We start from the raw sequence: 24,052 nt of genomic DNA on the forward strand, positions 1-24,052 counted from the left end.
GGGCTAACAGATGGAAATTATTCTTGGCGTGGTGATGTTCACGCTGATTGTACTGGTGTTGTCAGGGCTGATTCTGGCGGCACGCGCGAAGCTGGTGAATTCCGGCGACGTGGTGATTGATATCAACGGTGAGCCGCAAAACCAGATCCGCACGCCGGCGGGGGATAAACTGCTCAATACGCTCTCCGGCAACGGGATCTTTGTCTCCTCAGCCTGCGGTGGCGGTGGCTCCTGCGGTCAGTGCCGCGTCACGGTGAAAGAGGGCGGCGGGGATATTCTGCCCACTGAGCTTGCGCATATCACGAAGCGTGAGGCAAAAGAGGGCTGCCGTCTGGCCTGCCAGGTCGCGGTGCGCCAGGACATGAAAATTGAGCTGCCGGAAGAGATTTTCGGGGTCAAAAAATGGGAGTGTGAAGTTATCTCTAACGATAACAAAGCGACTTTCATTAAAGAGCTGAAGCTGCGCGTGCCGGAAGGGGAAGATGTTCCGTTCCGGGCAGGGGGATACATCCAGATTGAGTGCCCGGATCACACCGTGGCGTATGCGGACTTCGACGTTCCGGATGAGTACCGTGCCGACTGGGACAAATTCAATCTTTTCCGTTTTGTGTCTGACGTTAAAGAACCGACGCTTCGCGCCTACTCAATGGCCAACTACCCGGACGAGAAGGGCATCATTATGCTCAACGTGCGTATCGCCACGCCGCCGCCGAATGTGCCTGATGCACCCCCGGGCGTCATGTCGTCGTATATCTGGTCCCTGAAACCGGGAGATAAGGTGACCATCTCCGGTCCGTTTGGCGAGTTCTTTGCTAAAGAGACCGAGGCTGAAATGGTCTTTATCGGTGGTGGCGCGGGCATGGCACCGATGCGTTCGCACATTTTTGACCAGCTCAAGCGCCTCGGAAGCAAGCGCAAAATCAGCTTCTGGTACGGGGCACGCTCGCTGCGAGAGATGTTCTATGATGATGAGTTTGAGCAACTGGCGCGTGAAAACCCAAACTTCACCTTCCATGTGGCCCTCTCCGATCCGCAACCGGAAGATAACTGGACCGGCCACACGGGGTTCATCCACAACGTGCTTTATGAAAACTACCTCAAGCAGCATCCTGCGCCAGAGGATTGCGAATTTTACATGTGTGGGCCGCCAGTGATGAACGCTGCAGTCATTAAGATGCTAAAAGATCTGGGTGTGGAAGATGAGAACATCCTGCTGGATGACTTCGGGGGGTGATGATGCTGACGTTTCTGGCAACTTTCGCGGTTTTTTTGCTTGTTGTACTCGGCATGTCTCTGGGCTGGATCATAAAGCGTAAAAGCATTCAGGGCAGCTGTGGTGGTATCTCCGCGCTCGGGATGGAAAAAGTGTGCGACTGCCCCGAACCCTGCGACGCCCGTAAAAAACGCATGGCGCGTGAGGCCCGACGGATCCTGTAGTGAATACGGTGTTTTCCCTCTTCCAGGAGGAGAGGGGAAACACACTTCTCAATCCTCATTTCTTTACTGTATACTTATCCAGTAATAAGTGAGGGCTTACTATGCGCAAAATTATCCATGTCGATATGGACTGCTTTTTTGCCGCAGTGGAGATGCGTGACAATCCGGCGCTGCGGGATATACCTATTGCGATTGGCGGTAGCCGTGTCCAGCGCGGTGTGATCAGCACCGCCAACTACCCTGCGCGCAAATTTGGCGTGCGCAGCGCTATGCCAACTGCCATGGCGCTAAAGCTGTGCCCTCATCTCACGCTGTTGCCCGGCCGATTTGAAGCCTACAAAGAAGCCTCCCTGCATATCCGCGAGATCTTCTCTCGCTATACCTCGCTGATTGAACCTCTGTCACTGGACGAAGCCTACCTGGATGTCACTGACAGCCTGCACTGCCACGGCTCCGCAACGTTAATGGCGCAGGAGATCCGCCGGACTATCTTCAACGAGCTCAATCTGACCGCTTCCGCAGGCGTCGCACCGGTGAAATTCCTCGCCAAAATAGCGTCTGATTTGAATAAACCCGATGGTCAGTACGTCATCACTCCGGAAGAGGTTCCGGCGTTTTTAAAAACGCTGCCGCTCGGCAAAATCCCCGGCGTGGGGAAAGTGTCTGCTGCAAAGCTGGAAAGTATGGGATTACGGACCTGTGAAGATGTACAGCGAAGCGATCTGGCCATGCTGCTTAAGCGTTTCGGTAAGTTTGGTCGCGTGCTGTGGGAGCGCAGTCAGGGAATTGATGAGCGCAGCGTGAGCAATGAGCGGCTGCGTAAATCGGTCGGGGTTGAACGCACGCTGATGGAAGACATCCATGACTGGTCCGAGTGTGAAGTCATTATCACTGACCAACTTTATCCCGAACTGGAGCGGCGGTTAGCGAAAGTAAAACCCGATCTGCTGATTGCCCGTCAGGGCGTTAAGCTGAAGTTTAATGATTTCCAGCAAACGACGCAGGAGCATGTCTGGCCGCGACTGAATAAAGACGATCTTATCGCCACCGCGAGAAAAGCCTGGGAAGAACGGCGGGCAGGGCGGGGAGTGAGGCTGGTGGGGTTACACGTGACGCTGCTGGACCCGCAACTGGAGCGGCAGCTGGTATTGGGGTTATAGCAGGCGGATTTGTCAGCCCGGCAGGCAACGCGCTACCGGGCATCATACGGCGAATTACTTAGCAGGGATCGCTTTCAGCAGTTCAGTCAGCAGAGTCCAGTAATGACCCACGCTTTCAATATGAACCTGCTCATCCGGCGAGTGCGGACCGGTAATGGTTGGCCCGATAGACACCATGTCCATGTTCGGATACGGTTTCTTGAACAGACCACACTCCAGACCGGCGTGGATCACCTGAATGTTCGGGGTACTGTTGAACAGACGCTGGTAAGTTTCACGCACCAGCGCCATCACCGGCGAACTGGCATCCGGCTGCCAGCCTGGGTAGCTACCTTTTGCGGAGGTGTGCGCACCCGCCAGTTTACCCAGAGACTCCAGCATGCTCACCACATACTCTTTACCGCTGTCGATAAGCGAACGGATCAGGCAGATGATCTCCGCGCTGTCATCGCTCATGGTGACCACGCCCACGTTCAGGGAGGTTTCAACCACGCCTTTCGCGACGTCTGAGTTACGAATCACGCCGTTTGGCGTCGCGTTCAGCAGTTGAACGAAGGCGTCACGAGACGGGGAGGTCAGCGCCGCTTTGTCGGTAGTCACGGACTCCAGCACCACGGTCAGGTTCTTCTCTTTCGCTGACAGTTCGTTTTTCAGGATATCCAGATACACGCTGGAAAGCTTTTTCAGCTCGTCAGCTTTTGCAGCGGGTACTGCCACGGTCGTGAAGGCTTCACGCGGAATGGCATTGCGCAGTGTGCCGCCGTTGAAATCCACCAGACGCAGATCCAGCTCAGCCGCGTGGCCAGCCAGGAAGCGTGCCAGCAGTTTGTTGGCGTTGCCCAGACCCAGGTGAATATCACCACCGGAGTGACCGCCTTTCAGCCCTTTCAGCGTCAGCTTGAAGGTCTGGAAACCAGCAGGGATCGCTTCGCGGGACAGTGGCAGGGTCGTGATGAAATCAATCCCGCCGGCGCAGCCCATGTAGATCTCACCCTCTTCTTCAGAGTCGGTGTTGATCAGAATATCCGCCTGCAGCCAGTTCGCCTGCAGACCGAACGCGCCGTCCATGCCTGCTTCTTCCGTCATGGTCAGCAGCACTTCCAGCGGACCGTGTTCAACGCTGTCGTCCGCCAGGACGGCCAGAGCAGACGCCATACCAATGCCGTTATCTGCACCAAGGGTCGTGCCGCGCGCTTTCACCCAGTCGCCATCGATGTAAGGCTGGATAGGGTCTTTGGTGAAGTCGTGAACGGTGTCGTTGTTTTTCTGTGGAACCATGTCCAGGTGCGCCTGCAGCACAACCGGTTTACGGTTTTCCATGCCTGCGGTCGCCGGTTTGCGGATCAGAATGTTGCCAACCTGGTCGCGTTCAGCATGCAGACCTTTTTCCTTCGCCCAGCCCATAATATGTTCTGCAAGCTGTTCTTCATGGTAGGAAGGGTGGGGAATGGAACAGATTTTGGCAAAAATATCCCACAGTGGCTGTGGAGATAATTGAGACAGTTCAGACACGATAAGTCTCCTTGTCGATGCCCTGCAAAGCGAGTTGCAGGTCACAGGGTTAGCAGGTTAATAGTTACCACAAGACAGGCTTGCGAGATGCAACTGAGAATACCACTTTCTCCGGTGGCTGGTAGCATAAAGCATGTAAAAACTCAGGCTCCGGGCGCTAAACACTGGTTTTTAGTGCGTCAGATCTCTATAATCTCGCGCAACCTATTTCCCCCTCGAACACTTTTTAAGCCGTATACAAACAGGCTGGGACACTTCACATGAGCGAAAAATACGTCGTCACCTGGGACATGTTGCAGATTCACGCACGCAAACTGGCTGCGCGTCTGATGCCTTCCGAACAGTGGAAAGGCATTATTGCCGTCAGCCGTGGCGGTCTGGTACCGGGGGCGCTGCTGGCACGTGAGCTGGGTATTCGTCATGTCGATACCGTATGCATCTCCAGCTATGACCATGACAACCAGCGTGAGCTGACCGTGCTGAAACGTGCGGAAGGCGACGGTGAAGGCTTCATCGTTATCGACGACCTGGTTGATACCGGCGGTACCGCGGTGGCTATCCGCGAAATGTATCCAAAAGCCCACTTCGTCACCATCTTCGCGAAGCCAGCAGGCCGTCCGCTGGTTGACGATTACGTGATTGATATCCCTCAGGATACCTGGATTGAACAGCCATGGGATATGGGCGTGGTATTCGTACCGCCAATCTCTGGTCGTTAATTCTCTTACGCATTTATTTAACGCCCGGTGATACCGGGCGTTGTTTTTTTTAGTCTGACGCGCGTTACAATGGTCTCTATATGACGTATTCATGGAGGCAACGTAATGACGCAGGCGAATCTCACCGAGACTCTCTTCAAACCCCGTTTCAAACATCCTGAAACGTCGACGCTGGTGCGCCGGTTTAATCCGGGGACCATGCCTGCCGTCCAGTCTGCATTAGACGGTAAAAACGTGCCCCACTGGTACCGCATGATTAACCGTCTGATGTGGATCTGGCGCGGTATTGATCCCCGTGAAATCCTTGATGTGCAGGCGCGTATCGTGATGAGCGAAGCCGAGCGCACCGACAGTGAACTCTACGATACGGTCGTGGGTTATCGCGGGGGAAACTGGATCTACGAATGGTCTAAACAGGCGATGCTCTGGCAGCAAAAAGCCAGCCAGGAAGAGGACGCCACGCTCAGCGGCAAACACTGGCTGCATGCAGCCAACCTCTATGCTATTGCCGCATACCCGCATTTGAAAGGTGATGAGCTGGCCGAGCAGGCTCAGGCGCTGGCGAATCGCGCCTACGAAGAGGCCGCTCAACGCTTGCCGGGCCGGATGCGCGAGCTGGAGTTTACCATCCCGGGTGGCGCGCCCGTCACCGGGTTCCTGCATATGCCAGAAGGCGACGGCCCGTTCCCGACCGTTCTGATGTGCGGCGGGCTGGATTCACTGCAAATCGACTATTACAGCCTGTATGAGCGTTACTTCGCACCAAAAGGGATCGCGATGCTGACGCTGGATATGCCCTCAATTGGCTTTTCATCCAAATGGAAACTGACTCAGGACTCGAGTCTTCTGCACCAGCATGCACTAAAAGCGCTGGAAAACATTCCATGGGTTGACCACACGCGTGTTGCTGCATTTGGCTTCCGCTTTGGCGCCAACGTCGCCGTGCGTCTGGCTTACCTTGAAGCTTCACGCCTGAAGGCCGTCGCCTGTCTCGGTCCGGTGGTGCACGCTCTGCTCAGCGATCCGACCCGGCAGGGCCGCGTGCCGGAAATGTACCTTGATGTGCTGGCCAGCCGCCTTGGCATGCATGATGCATCAGACGAAGCGCTGCGCGTTGAACTCAATCGTTACTCGCTAAAAACGCAGGGGTTGCTGGGACGGCGTTGCCCTACGCCTATGATGTCAGGGTACTGGAAAAACGATCCCTTCAGTCCCGAAGAGGAGTCACGCTTAATCACTTCGTCATCTGCGGATGGCAAATTGCTTGAGGTACCGTTCAGCCCGGTGTACCAGAATTTTGACAAAGCATTGAGAGAGATCACACGCTGGATCGCGCAGAGATTGTGTTAATAGATTGCTAAATTTTGCTGGTTTGGTAAAACAGTGGCTTCACAAAAGGAGATCGCAATGACGTTACCGAGTGGACACCCGAAAAGTAGACTGATCAAGAAGTTTATGGCTCTCGGCCCGTATATTCGAGAAGAGCAGTGTGAAGAAAATCGCTTTTTTTTCGACTGCCTGGCTGTATGCGTCAACGTGAAGCCTGCACCCGAAAAACGTGAATTCTGGGGCTGGTGGATGGAAATGGAAGCGGAAGAAAAACGTTTTACGTATAGCTACCAGTTCGGCCTGTTTAATAAAGACGGCTACTGGCAAACAGCCCCAATCAAAGACCAGGAAGTGATTGACCGCCTGGAGCATACTTTGAAAGAGTACCTCGAAAAGGCAAGAGCACTGCTGGCCACCCTGGATCTGAAGCTTGAACCCGCGGATAACTTTTCCAGCGAAGCGGTTAAGCTGACGGCGTAATCGCGATATTTCTCCCTCTCTCTTCGCGAGGGATGGGGTGAGGGCAGTAAACCCGACCCCCTCCAGGCAAAAAAAATCCCGGCATCTGCGCCGGGATTTTTTATTTCAACAATATCAGAACTGGTAGGTCATACCCAGAGCAACGATGTCATCGCTGCTCACGCCCAGTTTATTGTCGTCATCAATCTGGTTGATTTTATAATCAACAAACGCGGACATATTTTTATTGAAATAATAGGTCGCGCCCACGTCGATGTATTTCACCAGATCTTCGTCACCCACACCTTCGATATCCTTGCCTTTAGACTGGACATAACCCAGGGACGGGCGCAGACCGAAATCGAACTGGTATTGTGCAACAACTTCAAAGTTCTGAGCCTTATTCGCAAAACCACCCGAAATTGGGGTCATATTGCGGGTTTCAGAGTACATCGCTGCCAGGTAAATATCGTTAGCGTCATATTTCAGACCGGTTGCCCATGCTTCTGCTTTTTTACCTTCGCCGCGCGTCAGCAGGTTTTGTGCGTTAGTACGGTCAGAGTTGGTGTAAGCACCGCTGACGGCGAAGTCGCTGCCACCGAAGTCATAGGTCAGAGAGGTACCGAAACCGTCACCGTTCTGTTTTTTGACGTCGCGGTTTTCGTTTTTGCCCTGATACTGCAGGGTCATATCCAGGCCATCAACCGCACCGAAGAAGTCGGTGTTACGGTAGGTGGCAAGACCGCTCGCACGTTTGGTCATGAAGTTATCAGTCTGGGCTGAAGAGTCACCGCCGAACTCAGGGAACATATCGGTCCAGGCTTCAACGTCGTACAGCGCACCCAGGTTACGACCGTAATCCAGAGAGCCAATGTCTTTCAGTTTCAGACCAGCAAACGCCAGACGCGTTTTCTGTGTAGAGTCGCTTTCTGCTTTGTTACCGGCAAATTCAGCTTCCCAACGGCCATAGCCTGTCAGCTGATCGTTAATCTGTGTTTCGCCTTTAAAACCGAAACGGACGTAAGTCTGGTCACCATCTTTAGTGTCATCATCGCTGATGTAGTGCATTGCTTTAACTTTGCCGTATACGTCCAGTTTATTACCGTTTTTATTATAAACTTCGGCTGCGTGTACAGATGCGGAAGCCACAACGCCCATTACCACTAATGCCAGTGTGCTCTTTTTCATTTTCGATCCTGTCTTATAAACGCGCTAAAAAAATTCGCTGGACGATAAGCTCATGCTTAAGTCCCGTGAAAAAACAGAAAGGGTTTTAACGTTACGCAATGAAACTTTTATGACAAATTAAGAATAATTTTAAAAAACTGTGATTTATTATTTCGGTAATAAAACTGTCAAATTTTGCCGCTACGCTTCCTGATCCCGCGCAACAAAGTGTTTCGCGATGTGCTAAGGCAGTTGGCAACGGGGCTGACACCTGTTAAAACGTTCGTTTGACATCATTTTCCCTTATCGTTGAACGGCAGAGAATCATGAGTGACAGCCAGACGCTGGTGGTAAAACTCGGTACCAGTGTTTTAACAGGCGGATCGCGCCGCCTTAATCGCGCCCACATTGTTGAGCTTGTACGTCAGTGCGCTCAGTTGCATGCCGCAGGGCATCGTATTGTAATTGTGACCTCCGGGGCGATTGCCGCCGGGCGTGAACACCTGGGTTACCCCGAACTCCCCGCGACGATCGCCTCGAAACAGCTGCTGGCCGCCGTGGGACAAAGCCGACTCATTCAACTCTGGGAACAGCTGTTTTCTATCTATGGCATCCACGTCGGGCAGATGCTGCTGACGCGTGCGGATATGGAAGACAGGGAGCGTTTTCTGAACGCGCGCGATACGCTGCGCGCGCTGCTGGATAACAACATCGTTCCCGTCATTAACGAAAACGATGCCGTTGCCACCGCTGAAATCAAAGTGGGTGATAACGATAACCTCTCGGCACTGGCCGCAATTCTGGCAGGCGCTGATAAATTACTGCTCCTGACCGACCAGCAGGGGCTCTTCACCGCCGACCCGCGTTCAAATCCGGACGCTGAACTGATTACCGATGTACACGGTATCGACGATGCGCTACGCGCCATCGCAGGTGACAGCGTTTCAGGCCTCGGGACCGGCGGGATGGGGACCAAGCTGCAGGCTGCTGACGTGGCATGCCGTGCCGGTATCGACACCATCATTGCCGCGGGCAGCCGTCCTGGCGTGATTGGCGACGTGATGGAAGGCATCTCCGTGGGAACCCGCTTCCACGCGCAGGCCTCCCCGCTGGAGAACCGTAAACGCTGGATCTTTGGCGCACCGCCGGCAGGCGAACTCACCGTTGATGAAGGGGCGACTGCCGCAATTCTGGAAAGAGGGAGCTCATTACTTCCTAAAGGAATTAAAAGCGTGACAGGCAACTTCTCACGTGGTGAAGTGATCCGTATCCGTAATCTCGAAGGTCGTGACATCGCCCACGGCGTAAGCCGCTACAACAGCGATGCCCTGCGCCGTATTGCGGGTCACCATTCACAGCAGATAGACGCCATTCTGGGTTATGAATATGGCCCGGTTGCCGTGCATCGTGATGACATGATTATTCGTTAAGGAGCCAGAAAATGCTGGAACAAATGGGCGCAGCCGCGAAGGCCGCCTCTTACAAACTGGCGCTCCTTTCCAGCCGCGAGAAAAACCGCGTACTGGAAAAAATCGCTGATTATCTGGAATCGCAGTCGCAGGAGATTCTGCTCGCCAACGAGCAGGATCTGCTGGAAGCGCGTCGCAATGGCCTGAGCGAAGCAATGCTCGACCGCCTGGCGCTGACCCCGGCACGTCTGAAAGGCATCGCTGACGATGTCCGCCAGGTCTGCAATCTTGCCGATCCGGTAGGTCAGGTCATTGACGGTGGGCTGCTCGACAGCGGGCTGCGCCTTGAGCGTCGTCGCGTGCCGCTGGGCGTGATTGGCGTGATCTATGAAGCCCGTCCCAACGTTACGGTTGATGTCGCTTCCCTGTGCCTGAAGACCGGCAACGCCGCCATTCTGCGTGGCGGGAAAGAGACCTGGCGTACCAACGCCGCGACCGTAAACGTTATCCAGCAGGCGCTGGAGGAGTGCGGCCTGCCGGCAGGTGCCGTACAGGCAATCGAGAGCCCGGACCGTGCGCTGGTGAACGAGATGCTGCGTATGGATAAATACATCGACATGCTGATCCCACGCGGTGGCGCGGGCCTGCACAAGCTGTGCCGTGAGCAGTCGACCATTCCTGTGATCACGGGCGGTATCGGCGTGTGCCATATCGTGGTCGATGACAGTGCCGAGATTGAACCGGCGCTGAAGATTATCGTCAATGCCAAAACCCAGCGTCCAAGCACTTGTAATACGGTTGAAACGCTGCTGGTGCATCAGGGCATCGCCAACACCTTCCTGCCTGCGCTGAGCAAACAGATGGCCGAAAGCGGCGTGACGCTGCACGCGGATGCCAACGCGCTGGCACTGCTGAAAGACGGCCCAGCGACGGTGGTACCGGTGAAAGCGGAACAGTACGACGACGAGTTTCTGTCGCTGGATTTGAACGTGAAGGTGGTTGCGAGCCTTGACGATGCCATTGCTCACATCCGTGAACATGGTACCCAGCACTCGGATGCGATTCTGACGCGTACCCTGCGCAATGCCGATCGCTTTGTGAATGAGGTGGACTCCTCCGCCGTATACGTGAATGCCTCAACCCGCTTCACCGACGGTGGCCAGTTCGGCCTGGGCGCAGAAGTTGCTGTCAGCACGCAAAAACTGCATGCAAGAGGCCCGATGGGCCTGGAAGCACTGACCACTTACAAGTGGATCGGCTTCGGTGATGATACGATTCGTGCGTAAATAATCACGGGTGATGCAAAAATAGCCGTTTGATTCAAAAGGGCATTGACGCATCACCCGGTTAGATCTAACCTTTTGCCCCGTGGTTACGCTCGTAACCGGCCTTTCAGGGCCGATATAGCTCAGTTGGTAGAGCAGCGCATTCGTAATGCGAAGGTCGTAGGTTCGACTCCTATTATCGGCACCATTCTACTTATTTTAACGTCTCCTTAAGTCTACTCAAATACCCTTTAAACCCTTATAATACGCGGTTTCACGGCCCTTGTTGTCTCTGCTCGTCTACTCACGTTCACAGAAATCTACGGTGAGTTGGGGGCATCGGTGGGGGCATATCGTGTTCGGTCTAAAGGAGATGCCCCCAAATGAAGCTCAATGCCAGACAGGTAGAGACTGCCAAGCCCAAAGATAAACCCTACAAGTTAGCAGATGGTGGGGGCATGTATCTGGAAGTGTTCCCTAACGGCACCAAAAGCTGGCGCATGAAATACCGTATCGCCGGTAAAGAAAAACGTGTGGTGTTTGGTGTCTACCCGACCATTACCTTAGCCGATGCCAGAAGCAAAAGAGATGATGCTAAAAAGCTGCTGGTTAATGGCGTTGATCCGAGTGCGTTTAAGCAAGAAAGCAAACAAGCCCAAATCGAAGAAGTAAAAAACACTTTTCAGCAAATTGCGCTCGAATGGCACAGCATGAAAGTGAAGAAATGGTCTGCGGGATATGCCTCAGACATTCTTGAAGCGTTCAACAAAGACGTCTTCCCCTTCATTGGTCAACGTCCTGTTGCAGACATCAAGCCGTTGGAACTGCTAAACGTGCTTAAAAAGATGGAAGACAGAGGAGCAACCGAGAAAGCCAAAAAAGTGCGTCAACGCTGCGGCGAAGTGTTTCGCTATGCCATCGTGACAGGCAGAGCCGAGTATAATCCCGCACCAGATCTCACCAGTGCCATGCAAGGGCATGAGTCTACACATTACCCGTTCCTGACCATAGAAGAGCTTCCCGCCTTCTTTAAAGCCCTTGCTGGCTACTCTGGCAGTGAATTGATGGTGCTGGCAGCAAGATTGCTGATCATTACCGGCCTGAGAACAGGTGAATTGCGTGGTGCGCTATGGTCAGAAATCGATACCAAGAAAGCGCTATGGGAAATTTCTGCTGAACGCATGAAAATGCGCCGTCCCCATATCATCCCGCTATCTACCCAAGCGTTAGCCATTATCGAACAGATCAGAGCAATGACGGGGCAATTTCCTTTACTATTTCCCGGACGCAATGATCCCAGTAAGACCATGAGCGAAGCCAGTATCAATCAGGTATTTAAGCGAATTGGCTATACAGGCCGGGTTACGGGTCACGGCTTCCGCCATACCATGAGCACCGTTCTTCATGAACAGGGCTACAACACCGCATGGATTGAAACCCAACTGGCGCATGTTGATAAGAATGCTATCCGTGGCACCTACAACCATGCGCAATATCTTGATGGCAGACGTGAGATGCTGCAATGGTATGCCGACTACATGGTAAGCCTTGAGAACGGAAGCAATGTGGTGCAGGGAGCGTTTAATCGGCGTGGGTAAGGATAACGGCTGATGAAAGAGGGGCTATGTCTTAACGGGCATAGCCCTTTTTCTTGGCTAAAGCAGATAAGAATTAAGTCAGAATTTAAACTGATATTGATTAACTAATTGATTAATATGGAAATTATAAAATACCTTAAAACAGGAAAATAAATAGCACTTTTTGCCAAATCGCTCTACACCCCGCCCAGTGACAGCTCTCCCGCCATTTCATTCGTTTTTGTTTAAAAAACATTCAATTCAGGTTCAATTCTGATTTTTCGAGGGTTGAACGTCATAAGCGATCTGCAGATACTACATTCATCAAAACAACAACGGAGAAATATATGACAACAAGAAGACTTATTCGCCTGCCGGAAGTGATGAATAAAACAGGATATAGCAAAGCATGGATTTATCGACTTATTAGCAGGGGCGTATTCCCAGAACCGATAAAGATTGGAATAAAAGCCAGAGCTTTTGTTGAAAGTGAAATCGATGAATGGATTGAAAATATTATTCAGTTATCACGTAAACATGCTGATTAATGAAAAATACACTATTAATACGATGAGGAGGTTTTATGTAAAACGTTAAATAACACACTTTATTAATCATATCCCTACATTGAAAAGCATAAAGCACTTTTATGCAGGGAATCTTATTACAAAAAAAAGGATAAACAAAATGAATAATGATATATCAATATTAGTAAGCATGGTATGTGAAAAAACGCCTAAAACACTTAGCGTGATCCAAGAAAGCTTCAATGTATTTGTTGCGTTGAGCGGATATACCATCGAGGAAATAATGAAAGATAAAAACTTGTTAGACGCTTTAAATAGGCATGTGAATAATGATTTAGTTGATGAGATGGAGTTAGAGTATGGATCTGTAATCATAAATCTAGTTTATAAAAAGTAGTTTTCTTATTTACCCTCTGTTCGGGGGTTAAAATAAAATGAATTCCAAATAATCATATAAAAGTGAGGTTTAGTTATGTTTGAAAATAATAAACTTGAAAATAAATCTACAGAGTTGTTCCTTGATCTTGCTATGAGATCGTTTGAAGCAAGCTGGGAGTATTTTCAGGAAGTAAATGGAGAGAGTATTGAGCTGCTTGATGATCCTGATTTTATGAGTTTATTCATTATGTATATTATTGATCATATCCAGAATAACTTTGAGAGATTCACAACCCAAGAAGGGAATGGTGGTGATATTGGTGAAGTTAACGTTGAGCAAGTTGCGGAAATGTTGGTGAGGTATTCGGATAGTTTTAGAAAGTAAGCTTTAATATTGCCCCGCAAGGGGCTAACAATCAACCTAACAAAAGGATTCAATATGAAAGAGATTGTATTAAATGAAAAGAATGAAACGGCAGTATATCTTATCGCAAAAGTATTACAGGGGTATTGTGAAACGATTTATAACATATTTGAAAAAGAACCTGAAACAGCAATGACTCTTTTATTTTGGCAAATGCATTCAGAGATATTGTATGACGTTTTACTTGCACATGAAGTTGAAGTGTGTGTGAAGAATGGCAGATATAGGGATTTAACAGGCATTAACTTTGATGACTTAAAGGAAAAGATTTTATATTGGCACCAAGAGCATATCATTGAGCTTGTATTAAAAAACATAAAACAAGATGAAACTGACGGCCCTATTTATTGGAAGCTGAAAATGACAGTGAACCAGCATTGAATAATGAATATATTCCCTCGATAAGAGGAAAATAAAATAGATAAGATAACTGAGAGATTAAAAATGATTGATGAATTCAACGTTATGTTTATGCATAGAAAAATCCAAGCTGATATTTTATTAAAGAGATCGAAAAATGATAATATTTTCACGCTATATCTGCTATTTTAAAATAATGCTAAATATTTTTGACTTTCTCTTGACGAATAATATATATCGGTTAAATAGAATAAAGATACAAAAAAAGTCAGACTATGATGTCTGACTTTCTAAGGACTAAAAAAGTTTTGCCGACTTTTGAAGCCTTGTAATCGAGTTAAGCAAGAACTGATTACAAATATAAATAAAACATTACTCAATCAACTTATATTTGTCAAATCTAAATCGCAACTTTTTACAAACTTCAAATACCATTTCTAAAAGCTTCGCAGTCCTCGAAAGCAATCAAATTAATAGCCTTTGTATCAGGTCTGCATATGTGGAGTCATTGAGCGCGAGTCGCTTACAAGAGTTGTCCGTATGTTTGTTGATTGTAGGTATAGAAGGGGGAGCGACGAAATACCAACTCGAAGCGAAGCTCTAAACAGATAAATGAAGTTGTAATGGAATGGCTATGAGAAAGCCCTACCTTTGCTTAACCGCATAAATAGGGGACAACAATACATTTTATCTGCATGGGCGAATCTGGGAGTGTCGTAGGGTGTCCTGTGTTGGAAACGATTCAGAACTCTAAGCCAGATCAACTTGGGTGAAGTCATATATTTTCATCTTGGTTCTCGCCAATCCTGATCGATTTTTGACTTTTTCGTCAGAAATTTCAGGAGGTGAAACCTTGGGTGAAGTCCCCTTTCGGGGAGCACACGCAAGGTAAACTCATTTATAATAAGTTATGCCATGAGATAATAAAATAGATAGGTGCCATTTTAAAGGCACCAATAAATTAAAAGTAAAACTTGGAAAAAATATACTTGGTTGTTATTCGTTAATCCAACAATCCTTTCGAAACCTTACTCGCCGTCTGACTGAAATTATATCGATCAACAACATTCCCCTTGAACCAAATCTCTAACGAATTCATATGCGCTGTGCTGCTGTTCTTCAGTAGGGCCAGACCGGGAATGTAGTTCGAGATCTGGCTCTCGCCTGACATGCTGGAGTAGGACCACATTTCTTGACCATCATTGGTAGCTCGTGTTTGTGGTTCCCCGAATGCGTTAATAACATCTTGCTGGGTCGTTTTCCCCTTAACGATTTTGGTTTTTACGGTTTGTTGTGATTCATCTTTCAGGGATTTATTGCCATAGGTGGTGCAAGCGGTAAGAGGCAGGATCACCAACGCAGCGATAAACAATTTTCTCATGTTAACTCCATATAAACAGTAAACGTAAAAATAGGCGCAAAGAATCCGGGGCCAGCGTTGTGCCGCATCTGGCTATTAAAGTTTGTGTTAATCAATAGTGAAGAAAGCCGCTTATCAGAAGCCTGTGAGTTTTTTTTATCTAATCAGCTACCGGCATCCTTCACTGTTGTTTTCCCTGATGTTGCATTAATAAAACCTACGCTAAGGCCATAGAACAGTGCTGGCTGTTGGTCATAGGGTTTGACGTTATATCCCTACAAACCAGCGCATAAACGGTCCAATGAGCCTTCTGTTCACTTTATCCAGTAACGATTCATCTAGCAAGAAAATGATCGGTAAATCAGATCGATAAATTGATATTGATAGATAATGTCGATTAATAACGTTTTTTCGATCGGTAGTTTAATTGGTTTAATCGATCAATATATATTTAATAATATGTGTTGGCTATCATTATTTTGATTTTGATCGTTACAAACGATATGACGGCCCACAAAAATAATTGAATCCTATCAATTGGTTAATCAGGTGGTTTTGCTGCGTTATGCCAGTAAGAACAAGCTTTAACGACTACAGGTGCGCAGCAGACTACCTCAACATAACAGCATTTTTGATTATCAGGATGGATAGGAAGATGAAGAAGATTTTGCTCGTTGCTGGCATAGCTCTTGTTCTGGCGGGATGTGGTGAGAAAGGCGACTTTGAGAAGGCTATCAACGCGAAAATTTCAAAATCAAAGGTGTGCTACTCATTGCAGAACAATGACTTTGCGTTCAATAAGGGTTTTCCAGTAAAGGTTAATCATGGCTACCGTTCTGCTGGATACAATGTCAGCCATGAAATCCTGAACGGGCTTGTTGAACAGGGGCTTCTCACTGTTTCACAACAGGCAAATGGTTTTAGTAGCGTTGATGTTCTGGAAGTAACAGACAAAGGACAAGAGGTTGGGTTTTGGAACCGTGAGGAAGGTGCCTGTGTCGGTCATCGTGTTGTTGCTGAGATCACCAGTTGGACTGAACCGAGTGATGGCGCTGGCGCTAAAATCACACAAGTGACTTATACGTGGAAACTCGACGCTGTTCCGGGGTGGGTTGATAAAAATGCTTTCTCTGGCGTCAAGGGAATCGCTGAATCCGAAGAAGCCAAAATTGTTCTGGTGAAAACTAATAACGGCTGGGTCGCTCGGTAATTACAGGAAAAGACGCTATGAACACTATTTATTGGGCGTTTTTCATCGATCTGCTGATGAACATACCATCACTGGCACCGGTGCTGTTTCTCCGAAAGACACAAAAGAACGTGAAGGTATCGCTGGCCCTTAGACTTTTTCTGCTTAACGCCTTCTTGGTGCTATCGCTGGTAACGGTATCGCAGAATACAACACAAAAATATGGACTGTTCCCTGTATGGCTGATTTTTGCCGCCATTGGGTTATTTGTGGTCATGCTGGTGCCAGCGGTAAAATTCATGCGTAAGCATTTAACTGTAGGTAAAAGCAGGGCTGTTATCCTTTCATCATTCCTGATTATCTATGCCATTAGGTTTCACGGCGTTTTTTCAGATGTGAATGGCAGTGGATACACGCTTAATGGATACAATGTGGTGTGGACGTTGTTCTTCTTGTTTGTCTGTCTGCTGGCTTATCTCGGTTGTGCTGGGAGTAAAACATATTCTGGTTATTCTGCACCGTCATCTGCACCGCAATCAGAATATTTCAAGCCCATTAAAGAGTATGAGACACAATCACAAATTGACTACGATATTGCTGTGAAGGGCGCAAGTATTCTGTCTGAACTCAATCTGAATATCGTCGAACGACAGCGTTATGAAGATGTTATAAAGGAAAGAAAAAATGATGTCTGGTAAAGATAAGCATAGTTTTAGCAATGGTTAATATGTAAGTGAATAAATTATAAGTTAGCAGGATGAAACATAGCCATCAGATACAGGATATGTGATGGCTATGTTTTTTGAGAGAGGGTGTCAAAGTAATACGAAGTCGTTTAGGTCAAAATTAAAATGATTTTTAAAAATAGTGCTGTACGCTTCTTTAAGTTCACTTTCATTATGTTTTGCTCTAATTTCGTTTATAAAATCAATGTTGAATTCACCTTCATTTATTATCCACTGTCTTATCAGGTTTGATAATATGTTCATAGTGGTAAAGTGATCTTTTAATATTTCAATATTATCTTCATTGATACCTTCTTGGTATGCTGCGTAGACATCTAAATCTTTTTGGTTTATAAATGGAGCCTTGTGCTTTTCAGTTAGAGAAATGTAACTATCTTTCAATTTTTCGCCTGCGCTACAAGCCCCCGTCCAGCAGAAAAACTCTGGATTTTCTTGTTTGTCTACACAAAAAATTATAAATTTAGATAAAAGAAAACGAATTGGAAGAAGTTCATTTTTATAAGAGTACGTTTTTTCTTCGCACATTATTTCGCGAATTGAATCATATTTTTCATTCCAAGAAATCACTTTCTCTAAAACTTCACTTGGATGAGGGTAATATAGTTTATCACATAATAAATTAGCTATGTAAGAATACTCATCTTTTGAATAGTCTCGTACAATGAAGTTCTGATCTGATTCAATTAGTTCTTTAGCCACATGACATAGATCATAAAAGCGTATGCCGGGTATTACTTCAAAGAAGAAACTTTCGTCATGACCTACATCTAATGGAAAAGCATTGCCGGGGTTTATTGCCAAATCACATATAACTAAAAATATAGGTATTAAAGAATCATTGAATGAGGAAGGGTAATCTTTTTCAATAACGGTTAAAAATAAGTCGAAGGCTTCACCATAAACCCCATCTAGTAATCTTTTTTCTTGAAAAAACGGAACGTCATATTTATGACTGTTAGAAAAATACAAAAATTGAAGTTGAATAAATCTGGCTTGTCCTTCAAATATTTGCTTGAGACCAATTGGGGGTATTACTATCTGTTCTTCTTTAAATGCATTAAACTCCTTATCTGGTGAGTTTTCTTGAGAGGATATTATAGATTTTAATTCGTTTGCTTTTATGTCTATCTCATCATCATTAAAGAAATGGGAAAGGATTTGAAGTGTGTTTATATAAGCGTATATTGTCGAATGGCCATAACTAATAAAAAAACCATTTTTTAAATGTATGTTTTCAGTTAATTTTTTAGGGTTTACAGCTAAGTGGGTATAATAGTTCAAATCATGAAAGTTGTTAAGTGTGTTATTAAGGTTTTGAAACAATTTATCATCTGGGGTATTTGTTTTTACATTATCATAATAGTATTTTTGTAAGGGCTTTACAGGACCTATTTCTTCAAGAATGATTTTTAAAAAGCTATGTAAGCAAAAGTTCTGAGATGGTGACACCATACTTAAAATAAATCCAGATATAGAGCCTATATGTTGTCTCCAGTGTACAGTTTCATGTAGGAATGTGGAGTATGCTTGTAATGTTTCATCATCAATGTTGCTATATTTGATAACTCCTGAGTTAAGTTTTTCTAATTTCTCATGAATATAATATGCAAGTCTTATTGTAAAATCCTCTGTGGTATAAGTCCCTAAAATATTATTATATATTGATAGTTCTTTATTTGTTGAAAACTCAGTGTATATTTCGTTAGAACTTAATAAGTCATCCATTTTTTGTCCTATGAGAAGGTTGTCTTTTTTGATGTAGGTTGAAAATAACAATTTTATTACGTGATTATACTTTCACTATATAAGTTTACAAGATGTAAATATAATGACTGCCATTTTTATTTTAATTGCAACCTAATGGTATTATTAGCTTGCTATTCTTTTTTGTTTTTTTCTTGTTATGTTGGGAAGATAACCCATCTTAACAGGCCGTGTGATGAGTAACAATGTTATAAATGACATATTTAAAGAGTTGGCTTGTTTTATGAGTTAGCTATGGCTATATTAATTCATTAACTTGACTTTTTAATTTTTCTTATCTTTGGTGTGTTTTTTGGCAGGAATATTTCACTTACATATACCTGCAATTTGTATGGCGTAAGATCCATATTTTTATCTTTATTAAACTGTCCATGTCCAAGACGACTTGGAAAACGTGTAATCTCTTCCTTGGTAGGCTTGTAATCATCACGGTTGAACCTTGTGCGTCTCTCATGTTCAGCGCGTGGAACATAGATCCCCAGCACATCATCAAACACATAGTTTTCAGCAATACGTTTATCGTGCTCAACATCAGGGGCAACAGGCTTCTTCTTGGCCCAGACGAATTTCTCCCTTATATATTCAACCACCAGTAGGGTGAAACGCTTGAACAAACCATCTTGACGAGGTTTAACCTGCTTTCTCTTACTTTTAACAGGCGCGCGTTTAACCGCTCTGGCCGTTGTAGAGGATGGGGTTTTCAGTGTAGTGCGTGTATGAGGTGTAGGGGCAACCAGAACAGGCTTTTGGCCTTCCGATGATGACGACTGCGAACCTGTTTCAGGCAATACGATTTCAACAGGCTCAGGCATTTCTGATACGGTGAAGCTTCTAAGGTCAACAACGATCTGCAGATCTAAATCTTTGAAGGTGTTGTATGTAGCCTGAGCTACCTTTTTCATCTCATCACGAAAAGCCTGTTCAGCAGCACGTTGTTTCTGAACACTCTTGCTGTTCCACTTGGCACGATGAACACGTTGCATTGCCGGGCGGCTGGTTGCTGTTGCCTTGGCAAGCCATAGCGCTTTTTCTTCTGCATCCAAGGTAATAGCAGCATTTTTCAAGGCTTCATTATGTTGAGCCTCAATAGAACGATGAACAATACGTTCTGACACGCCTGACGCCTCAAGATAGCGATTGGCAAGAGTAGACCACGCTTCACGCCACAGGATTACGTTTTTCTTGTCGTTCCAGCTTCTTTCTTTTTTACCGAAGCTATCAGCGGTGATCGGTTTTAATGTCAACATCACATGTGCATGTGGATTATTGCTATTAAGATCGTGATATGCGATATCGGCAATCATGCCCTTATCAACGAAATTATTCTGGCAGTATTCAACAACTAGTTTTATCTTGTCTTCATTGTCCAGTTCACAGGGAATAGCAACATCAAAATAACGGGCTGTTTGACCGTCTTTCTGACGTTCAACCTTTTCTACTTCATTCCACAAGGTGGTTGAGCTTTCGATAATATGAGCAGGTGCGGAAACTGGTGCTAATATCTGATGATGGAATAAATCTGTTCTGTGGCTAAAATTGTAGGTATTGCCTGTACGATCATCTGTTATTCTGCAACGCGCGTGGTAGGCTGCCTTCCTACAGGAAGACATACCCTCAGAGCGCTTCACAATTTTAAACTCCAGATGAAAAATCGCCATATAATAAATAACCTCAAATATAACCATGCTGCTGTTAGTTTTTCGCAAGAAAAACTTTTATGTTGACGTTGACCTGTCTTTTAGCCTGCGGCAGGCAACCGTAGGTAGACCCCACACGCTCACGAAGTGAGTGTATAAGTGGGCATTGTTTTTTCTAACAATGTAAAAGCCCCTACTTAATTAATACGAAATATATTAATGTCTGTAAAACAAAACGCCGAATTAAGCGGCGCAATCTAGATGAAAGGGCGAAGTATTACGCGATATTAACCCGATGGGTTTTAGATGGGGTCCGAAGGACAAGAAGAGTGTTAATTTATCCCGCCGTAAGGCGGGAAAGCCCTAAAACAATAAAATAGTAGCTTTTTGTCTGTAGTTTTCCCTGTGGCAACCTTCACAGGTTAGGATGGGAAATCATAGTGAAAATTTAAGAGATAATATGAAAAACATTAACGAGAAAAATTAAGTAACGTAGTGAGTATTAGACAAAACAGTTAGTGATTACTATCGTATAGTGTTGCTTAATTTAATTTATTGCCATAAATTTACCATCCCTTTCAACTGGTCAGGATTCCATGTATTGATGGTATGAATATTCTGATGCTTTGAATCGCTCAAATATATGCGCTTAACCTATTTAATAGATCATATATAAGCGGTTAAGTTAGATTCTATCTATCTTTTTCTTAATAACTATAATTGCCTACATAAGTGATATAAGTTAAATGAAATGATTAATGCTGTGGCGTGGGATTTAAATATAAGCCTTATGAGCTTGCATTTTATAAAATAAAATTAGTTTCCTGTGTTGATAATTATTAAAAATATGGTAAAGGATAATCTATAACAAACATAAGGAGGTTTAATGTATAAAAATAATGATGAAGCCATTGATTGGGAAGCAAAAAAACTTCTTGATGAAGGTGTTTATACCGATACGGAACAAGCCTATTTAGAAGCAGAAAAGATAGTAATAAATATTAGGGAACAAGCAAAGAAGCGCCAGATAAAGCAACAGTTCAAGATGAAAATAAGATCAATCAAGAAACAGATTAGTAATGGTTATGACTATGCTGACATCCCTTATTCCAACAAGAAAAAACATTGGGGAGATAAATAATGACAACAAAAACAATTAAACAACAAATTGCTTCAGCGCAGGAACGTCTATACTTCTTGGAAGCCAAAAAGAAACAACAAACAAAAAAAGAGAATACTCGTCAGAAAATTATTTTCGGTGCAGAGGTTGCCAAAGTCTTAGGATGTGATATTGGTTATGTAGATAAGGAATTAGTCTTTGGGGTTCTGCTTGATATCCAGAATCTTCATGAGAGTGATATCAAAGCCTACCGAGTACAGGGCCAAACCTATATCGATACTGTTATAAACAGAACTAAGTCCTAATCATGTTTTTCACGTCCAAACGGTGAACCGGCCTAAAACTTGCTTTTAGGTCGGTGAACTGTTGAACAAGCCCCAGAGGGTGAGTCGGCAAGTATTTAAATGTTATTTAAATATCGCAAATCTAGTTTCTCCAATGCTTATGTTGTGGTGCTAAGAATAAACTTATTAACTTCTCTATAGTTAATTGTCTTAGGTAATTGTCTTGGCAAAAACACCCGCTACAATGTCTTTTTGTTAATAGTGTTAAAGGCAATTGAACATTGTTCAATTCTATACTTAACGATGCATGTGCTACATCATAAAGTATGGTTTCGTCATAAATTTGAACGCCGGGATCATCAAGAACTATTTCCTCCAAGTACTTAAATAGTACTGGGTGGTATGGTTTTCGTATTGTTATCATTTTGCGTTGGCGATCAAAATTATTCCAGTTCAGTAAAATGTCAGACATGCCTTGGAAGTATCTTTCATTACTTGACATGTTTGGGATCCAAAACATTGGGTTTGTTTTTGTTATCCATATATCTAAATTTTCATGAAGTAGAAAATCTATATTAAACTTGAACAAAACAGGACCATATAGGTTTTGTCTCGGGAAAAAACCATGAAGGTCCACTGTGTCCAAAAACACATCTCCCCAGACGTCATACTGCTTATCTTCCGGGTCGGATTCCTGCTTCGTTTGAAATGCTCCAAGTCTTTCAATATCACTTCTTGAAACTAGCCCCCCATTCCTAATAAAAGATATTGCAGTTGCTACAGTATTTGCATGATGAAAATACGTTATATCCTGTGAGCGTAAGAAAGAGTGTAGCTGTATGTTGTCAATCTTCATGCTTTATCCTTGTTGTAATTTTATATTTTTATCTACAACCTATCAAAAATTGAACCGATATCTGGTGTGAATAATTTGTGGTACAGTTTTGTTGCATAACTGTCGGTCATTCCAGATATATAATCGCATAAAACTCTGTTTTTATTTTCAGCATTTTTATAAGCACTGAGTGTATTTTTTGGAAGCAATCGGTTAGGATTTTCACGTAAGACTTCAAATATCCTTAATATGATTTGTTGACCTTTATATTCTAAAACCTGAACTTCTGGAGTTTTTATTACCCGATTCATGACGAATTTTTTTAACGCTTTCAAGATGCTCATGCTGTCATTATCTTGGGTGGCTTTTAGCATTAAAAGTGGTGTGTCGAAAACATCATTCCTTTCAACATGTATAGATGAAATAAAATACCCTACTAATTTACTTATTGCATGTTTTCTTTCTTTATTAGAACCATCGAAGAGATTTTCATTATAGAAATCAATGTTTTCTGCCAGTTGATTATTATTATGAGCTAAAATTATTGGGATAATATCGCTTTCCCACATGCTTTTAGTTATGAGACCTAATGCTATACCGTCTTCTAAATCATGAACTCCATATGAAATATCATCTGCAAGCTCCATAATTGTCGTGTCAAATGATTTGAAAATTGTTTCATGATGATTGCTCTCTACAAATTTAATGGTTGAAAATATCTCAATGTCATTTTTAGGGATTTCTTTAAAAATCCAATCAAGTAAATTTTTTTCATCATCAAGATAACATTTTGGGGGGTGCCAGTTATCTAAATTTAAGGGAAGAATAGTTTGGGATATTTCCTTTTGATTATAGTTTCTTACTTTGCTATATGGAGCCGGATATTTTACCAGTCCTAAAAGGGTTCTTCGAGTCAAATCCATGCCATGATTTGGTGAGTATTCGGCAAGGCGACTAACAATTCTTAGGGTCTGCCCGTTGCCTTCAAATCCACCCGAATCAATCATTGAATAGTTAAGTGCTACTTCACCACCATGACCGAAAGGAGGGTGACCTATATCATGACTCAAACCGATAGCCTCAATCAGGCTTAAGGATGGAATCCACGATCTAATGAGTTCATCTGTCGTATACTTTTCATGTAATCTTTCACAAATGGCAGAGCCTATCTGTGCTACCTCTAAAGAATGTGTTAATCGTGTCCGGTAAAAATCATTTTCTCCGAGTCCTAATACTTGCGTCTTAGTTTGTAATCGTCTAAATGCTGCCGAATGAATAACCCTTGCTCTGTCTCTTTGGTACTGGCTGTCCTCAGTATTTGAATTGAATTCTTTTACAGGGTAGTTATCATCATCATTCTGTTTTCTTCTACTCCAGTACGCAGTATTCATGCA

24 protein-coding genes and 1 tRNA gene are annotated in these 24,052 nt (G+C 45.0%); 18 read left to right on the plus strand and 7 right to left on the minus strand.

The features are described 5' to 3' along the window. Positions 1 to 10 precede the first annotated feature (10 nt). The 3 genes from nqrF (at position 11) to dinB (ending at position 2,597) form a co-directional block, all read left to right on the plus strand. Entirely contained in the window at positions 11 to 1,234 is a 1,224-nt protein-coding gene (gene nqrF / locus ACN9MQ_RS04195) for an NADH:ubiquinone reductase (Na(+)-transporting) subunit F (RefSeq protein ID WP_020882788.1), read from the plus strand. Continuing rightward, positions 1,234 to 1,437, plus strand: a complete 204-nt coding sequence (nqrM, locus tag ACN9MQ_RS04200) for a (Na+)-NQR maturation NqrM (protein WP_020882787.1) — start codon at positions 1,234 to 1,236, stop codon at positions 1,435 to 1,437. Before nqrF ends, nqrM begins: the two co-directional genes overlap by 1 nt. Positions 1,438 to 1,538: 101 nt before the next feature. Continuing rightward, entirely contained in the window at positions 1,539 to 2,597 is a 1,059-nt protein-coding gene (dinB, locus tag ACN9MQ_RS04205) for a DNA polymerase IV (protein ID WP_181216301.1), read from the plus strand. Positions 2,598 to 2,651: 54 nt separating this feature from the next. Here the strand turns inward: dinB and pepD are convergent, their stop codons facing one another. After that, positions 2,652 to 4,109 carry a cytosol nonspecific dipeptidase gene (gene pepD / locus ACN9MQ_RS04210; protein WP_032677472.1) on the minus strand — a complete coding sequence of 486 codons (1,458 nt, stop codon included), beginning with the start codon at positions 4,107 to 4,109 and terminating at the stop codon, positions 2,652 to 2,654. Between the two features lie 260 nt (positions 4,110 to 4,369). On the opposite strand from pepD, the gene gpt reads away from it, so the two are divergent. From gpt to crl, 3 genes are all read left to right on the plus strand, one after another. Then, positions 4,370 to 4,828, plus strand: a complete 459-nt coding sequence (gpt, locus tag ACN9MQ_RS04215; RefSeq protein WP_010427903.1) for a xanthine phosphoribosyltransferase — start codon at positions 4,370 to 4,372, stop codon at positions 4,826 to 4,828. Positions 4,829 to 4,933: 105 nt separating this feature from the next. Beyond that, positions 4,934 to 6,178 (plus strand): esterase FrsA, encoded by a 1,245-nt coding sequence (gene frsA / locus ACN9MQ_RS04220; protein WP_073395559.1) that lies wholly within the window; start codon positions 4,934 to 4,936, stop codon positions 6,176 to 6,178. A gap of 57 nt (positions 6,179 to 6,235) precedes the next feature. After that, positions 6,236 to 6,637 (plus strand): sigma factor-binding protein Crl, encoded by a 402-nt coding sequence (crl, locus tag ACN9MQ_RS04225; RefSeq protein ID WP_020882784.1) that lies wholly within the window; start codon positions 6,236 to 6,238, stop codon positions 6,635 to 6,637. Between the two features lie 114 nt (positions 6,638 to 6,751). Here crl and phoE read toward each other — a convergent pair whose 3' ends face one another. Further along, positions 6,752 to 7,804, minus strand: a complete 1,053-nt coding sequence (phoE, locus tag ACN9MQ_RS04230; RefSeq protein ID WP_014168769.1) for a phosphoporin PhoE — start codon at positions 7,802 to 7,804, stop codon at positions 6,752 to 6,754. 305 nt (positions 7,805 to 8,109) lie between these two features. Here phoE and proB point away from each other — a divergent pair, with 305 nt between their 5' ends. The 8 genes from proB (at position 8,110) to ACN9MQ_RS04270 (ending at position 13,744) form a co-directional block, all read left to right on the plus strand. Further along, entirely contained in the window at positions 8,110 to 9,213 is a 1,104-nt protein-coding gene (proB, locus tag ACN9MQ_RS04235) for a glutamate 5-kinase (RefSeq protein ID WP_020882782.1), read from the plus strand. Between the two features lie 11 nt (positions 9,214 to 9,224). After that, complete coding sequence (gene proA, locus ACN9MQ_RS04240) at positions 9,225 to 10,478, plus strand: glutamate-5-semialdehyde dehydrogenase (RefSeq protein ID WP_014168771.1); 1,254 nt, start codon at positions 9,225 to 9,227, stop codon at positions 10,476 to 10,478. Between the two features lie 111 nt (positions 10,479 to 10,589). Next, positions 10,590 to 10,665 (plus strand) — tRNA-Thr (locus ACN9MQ_RS04245). A gap of 175 nt (positions 10,666 to 10,840) precedes the next feature. Further along, complete coding sequence (locus ACN9MQ_RS04250) at positions 10,841 to 12,055, plus strand: tyrosine-type recombinase/integrase (RefSeq protein WP_073395561.1); 1,215 nt, start codon at positions 10,841 to 10,843, stop codon at positions 12,053 to 12,055. 326 nt (positions 12,056 to 12,381) lie between these two features. After that, positions 12,382 to 12,582 (plus strand): helix-turn-helix transcriptional regulator, encoded by a 201-nt coding sequence (locus tag ACN9MQ_RS04255; protein ID WP_073395562.1) that lies wholly within the window; start codon positions 12,382 to 12,384, stop codon positions 12,580 to 12,582. 139 nt (positions 12,583 to 12,721) lie between these two features. Next, positions 12,722 to 12,958, plus strand: coding sequence for a hypothetical protein (locus ACN9MQ_RS04260; protein ID WP_073395564.1), 237 nt, complete (start codon positions 12,722 to 12,724; stop codon positions 12,956 to 12,958). A 75-nt stretch (positions 12,959 to 13,033) separates the two neighbouring features. Beyond that, the gene (locus ACN9MQ_RS04265; protein WP_073395565.1) at positions 13,034 to 13,324 is read left to right on the plus strand and encodes a hypothetical protein; all 291 of its coding nucleotides are present in this window, start codon (positions 13,034 to 13,036) and stop codon (positions 13,322 to 13,324) included. A gap of 54 nt (positions 13,325 to 13,378) precedes the next feature. Then, a complete protein-coding gene (locus ACN9MQ_RS04270) occupies positions 13,379 to 13,744 on the plus strand; it encodes a hypothetical protein (protein ID WP_073395567.1) in 366 nt (121 codons plus the stop codon). A gap of 982 nt (positions 13,745 to 14,726) precedes the next feature. Here the strand turns inward: ACN9MQ_RS04270 and ACN9MQ_RS04275 are convergent. Further along, positions 14,727 to 15,104, minus strand: coding sequence for a hypothetical protein (locus ACN9MQ_RS04275; protein WP_073395568.1), 378 nt, complete (start codon positions 15,102 to 15,104; stop codon positions 14,727 to 14,729). A gap of 634 nt (positions 15,105 to 15,738) precedes the next feature. Between ACN9MQ_RS04275 and ACN9MQ_RS04280 the strand changes: the two genes are divergently transcribed. Beyond that, positions 15,739 to 16,293, plus strand: coding sequence for a membrane lipoprotein lipid attachment site-containing protein (locus ACN9MQ_RS04280; RefSeq protein ID WP_073395956.1), 555 nt, complete (start codon positions 15,739 to 15,741; stop codon positions 16,291 to 16,293). Positions 16,294 to 16,310: 17 nt separating this feature from the next. Next, positions 16,311 to 16,970: a hypothetical protein gene (locus ACN9MQ_RS04285; protein ID WP_073395570.1), complete on the plus strand. Its 660-nt coding sequence runs from the start codon at positions 16,311 to 16,313 to the stop codon at positions 16,968 to 16,970. A 117-nt stretch (positions 16,971 to 17,087) separates the two neighbouring features. On the opposite strand, the gene ACN9MQ_RS04290 is transcribed toward ACN9MQ_RS04285, so the two are convergent. Beyond that, positions 17,088 to 18,743 (minus strand): hypothetical protein, encoded by a 1,656-nt coding sequence (locus ACN9MQ_RS04290; RefSeq protein ID WP_139252541.1) that lies wholly within the window; start codon positions 18,741 to 18,743, stop codon positions 17,088 to 17,090. Between the two features lie 290 nt (positions 18,744 to 19,033). Then, a complete protein-coding gene (gene mobQ / locus ACN9MQ_RS04295) occupies positions 19,034 to 20,440 on the minus strand; it encodes a MobQ family relaxase (protein ID WP_073395958.1) in 1,407 nt (468 codons plus the stop codon). 865 nt (positions 20,441 to 21,305) lie between these two features. Here mobQ and ACN9MQ_RS04300 point away from each other — a divergent pair. Both ACN9MQ_RS04300 and ACN9MQ_RS04305 read left to right on the plus strand, forming a co-directional pair. Next, positions 21,306 to 21,560, plus strand: coding sequence for a hypothetical protein (locus ACN9MQ_RS04300; protein ID WP_073395573.1), 255 nt, complete (start codon positions 21,306 to 21,308; stop codon positions 21,558 to 21,560). Continuing rightward, a complete protein-coding gene (locus ACN9MQ_RS04305) occupies positions 21,560 to 21,844 on the plus strand; it encodes a conjugal transfer protein TraD (protein WP_049594967.1) in 285 nt (94 codons plus the stop codon). The genes ACN9MQ_RS04300 and ACN9MQ_RS04305 overlap by 1 nt, the downstream gene beginning before the upstream one ends. A 121-nt stretch (positions 21,845 to 21,965) precedes the next feature. Here ACN9MQ_RS04305 and ACN9MQ_RS04310 read toward each other — a convergent pair whose 3' ends face one another. Beyond that, positions 21,966 to 22,679, minus strand: coding sequence for a hypothetical protein (locus ACN9MQ_RS04310; RefSeq protein ID WP_073395574.1), 714 nt, complete (start codon positions 22,677 to 22,679; stop codon positions 21,966 to 21,968). A gap of 32 nt (positions 22,680 to 22,711) precedes the next feature. Beyond that, complete coding sequence (locus tag ACN9MQ_RS04315; protein WP_073395576.1) at positions 22,712 to 24,049, minus strand: anti-phage deoxyguanosine triphosphatase; 1,338 nt, start codon at positions 24,047 to 24,049, stop codon at positions 22,712 to 22,714. Positions 24,050 to 24,052 lie beyond the last annotated feature (3 nt).

This window comes from Enterobacter sp. R-25 (genome assembly GCF_049913205.1).
GTDB classification, from domain to species: domain Bacteria; phylum Pseudomonadota; class Gammaproteobacteria; order Enterobacterales; family Enterobacteriaceae; genus Enterobacter; species Enterobacter ludwigii.